This is a genomic window from Vibrio sp. Vb0349 (assembly GCF_033338975.1).
The window spans coordinates 1-1,107 of sequence record NZ_JAWOTS010000382.1; the positions used below are offsets into that span (position 1 = coordinate 1).

Sequence of the window (1,107 nt, forward strand, 5' to 3'; positions counted from 1 at the left end):
TGAAGATGCGATTGCGTTTTATGAAAAAAATGGTTTTGAACGTCGTGGTGAGTTGACCGATGAACGCGGTCCGGTCCGTCACCAACAAATGGTGAAGCCGCTTGATCCGATGGCGAATGTGTTACGTCGCCCAGAATGGTGCACGGAATTGCAGCAGCGCTGGGAAGCGCAGATCCCAATTGCGGACAAAATGGGCATCAAAATCAACCAATACACCGGTTATCAGTTCGAATGCAGTGCCCAGCTCAATCCGAATTTGAACCCGCACAATACGATGTTTGCTGGTTCGGCATTTACGTTGGCAACGCTGACGGGATGGGGAATGACGTGGTTACTGCTCAAAGAGCGCGGTTTGCATGGCGATATTGTTCTGGCAGACAGCTCGATTCGTTATCGTCATCCGGTGGAGCAAAATCCGGTGGCGAGTACCTCGCTTGATGGTATCAGTGGTGATTTGGATCGCTTGGCGTCAGGGCGCAAGGCGCGCATTGTCATCCATGTGGTGATTTACAGCGGCGATACGCCTGCGGTTGATTTCGTTGGCACGTACATGCTGTTGCCCAACTATTCGCAGCTACTCAGTTGCTAGTTCTTCTTCGGCTACGACCTCGTTCGTAGCCGGCTCTAACTCTTCTGTTATCTCCTCAACCAGCTCTTCTTCTGGTTGCTCTAGATTCGCCTCTGCAATGCCATGAAAGCTCGATTCCTCCGGCTGAGCATCGTTCGTTGGTACGTTCGGCGTTAAGTGGTCTGGCTGTTGTGGTGAGTCGCAGTCATTACGTGATATTTCACCATCGAGCAGATCGCCTATGACCATGCCGCAGTGATCCTTGAGCTGGAATGTCAAACCGCTGAGTGGGTTGTTGGCCATGTCAAACTCGCCGCCAATCTGACCGGATATGACATTGCCGGAGATGGTTACAGGCTTGAGTGATACAGCGCCCCGCTGCGCGTGCACTCGAATAGGGGAAAACGTGATGCTCTTAAGCGACTTATCGGCTTGTGAACGTAGTGTCGTTTCTCGTAGGTTTGCTTCCACTTGCCCCGTTAAGCTGTACGCCAACATATTGTTGTCACCAGATAGACCTTGCAGGTCGAGGTTGAGGT

General features: G+C 51.9%; 2 protein-coding genes. One reads left to right on the forward strand and one right to left on the reverse strand.

Annotated elements, in window-relative coordinates:
• A partial coding sequence (locus tag R7Q47_RS26015) for a thioesterase domain-containing protein (RefSeq protein ID WP_318090231.1) occupies positions 1 to 589 on the forward strand: 589 nt, incomplete at its 5' end.
• Here the strand turns inward: R7Q47_RS26015 and R7Q47_RS26020 are convergent.
• Positions 575 to 1,107 (reverse strand): AsmA family protein (locus R7Q47_RS26020; RefSeq protein ID WP_318090232.1); only part of this gene is annotated, 533 nt, incomplete at its 5' end. The genes R7Q47_RS26015 and R7Q47_RS26020 overlap by 15 nt on opposite strands.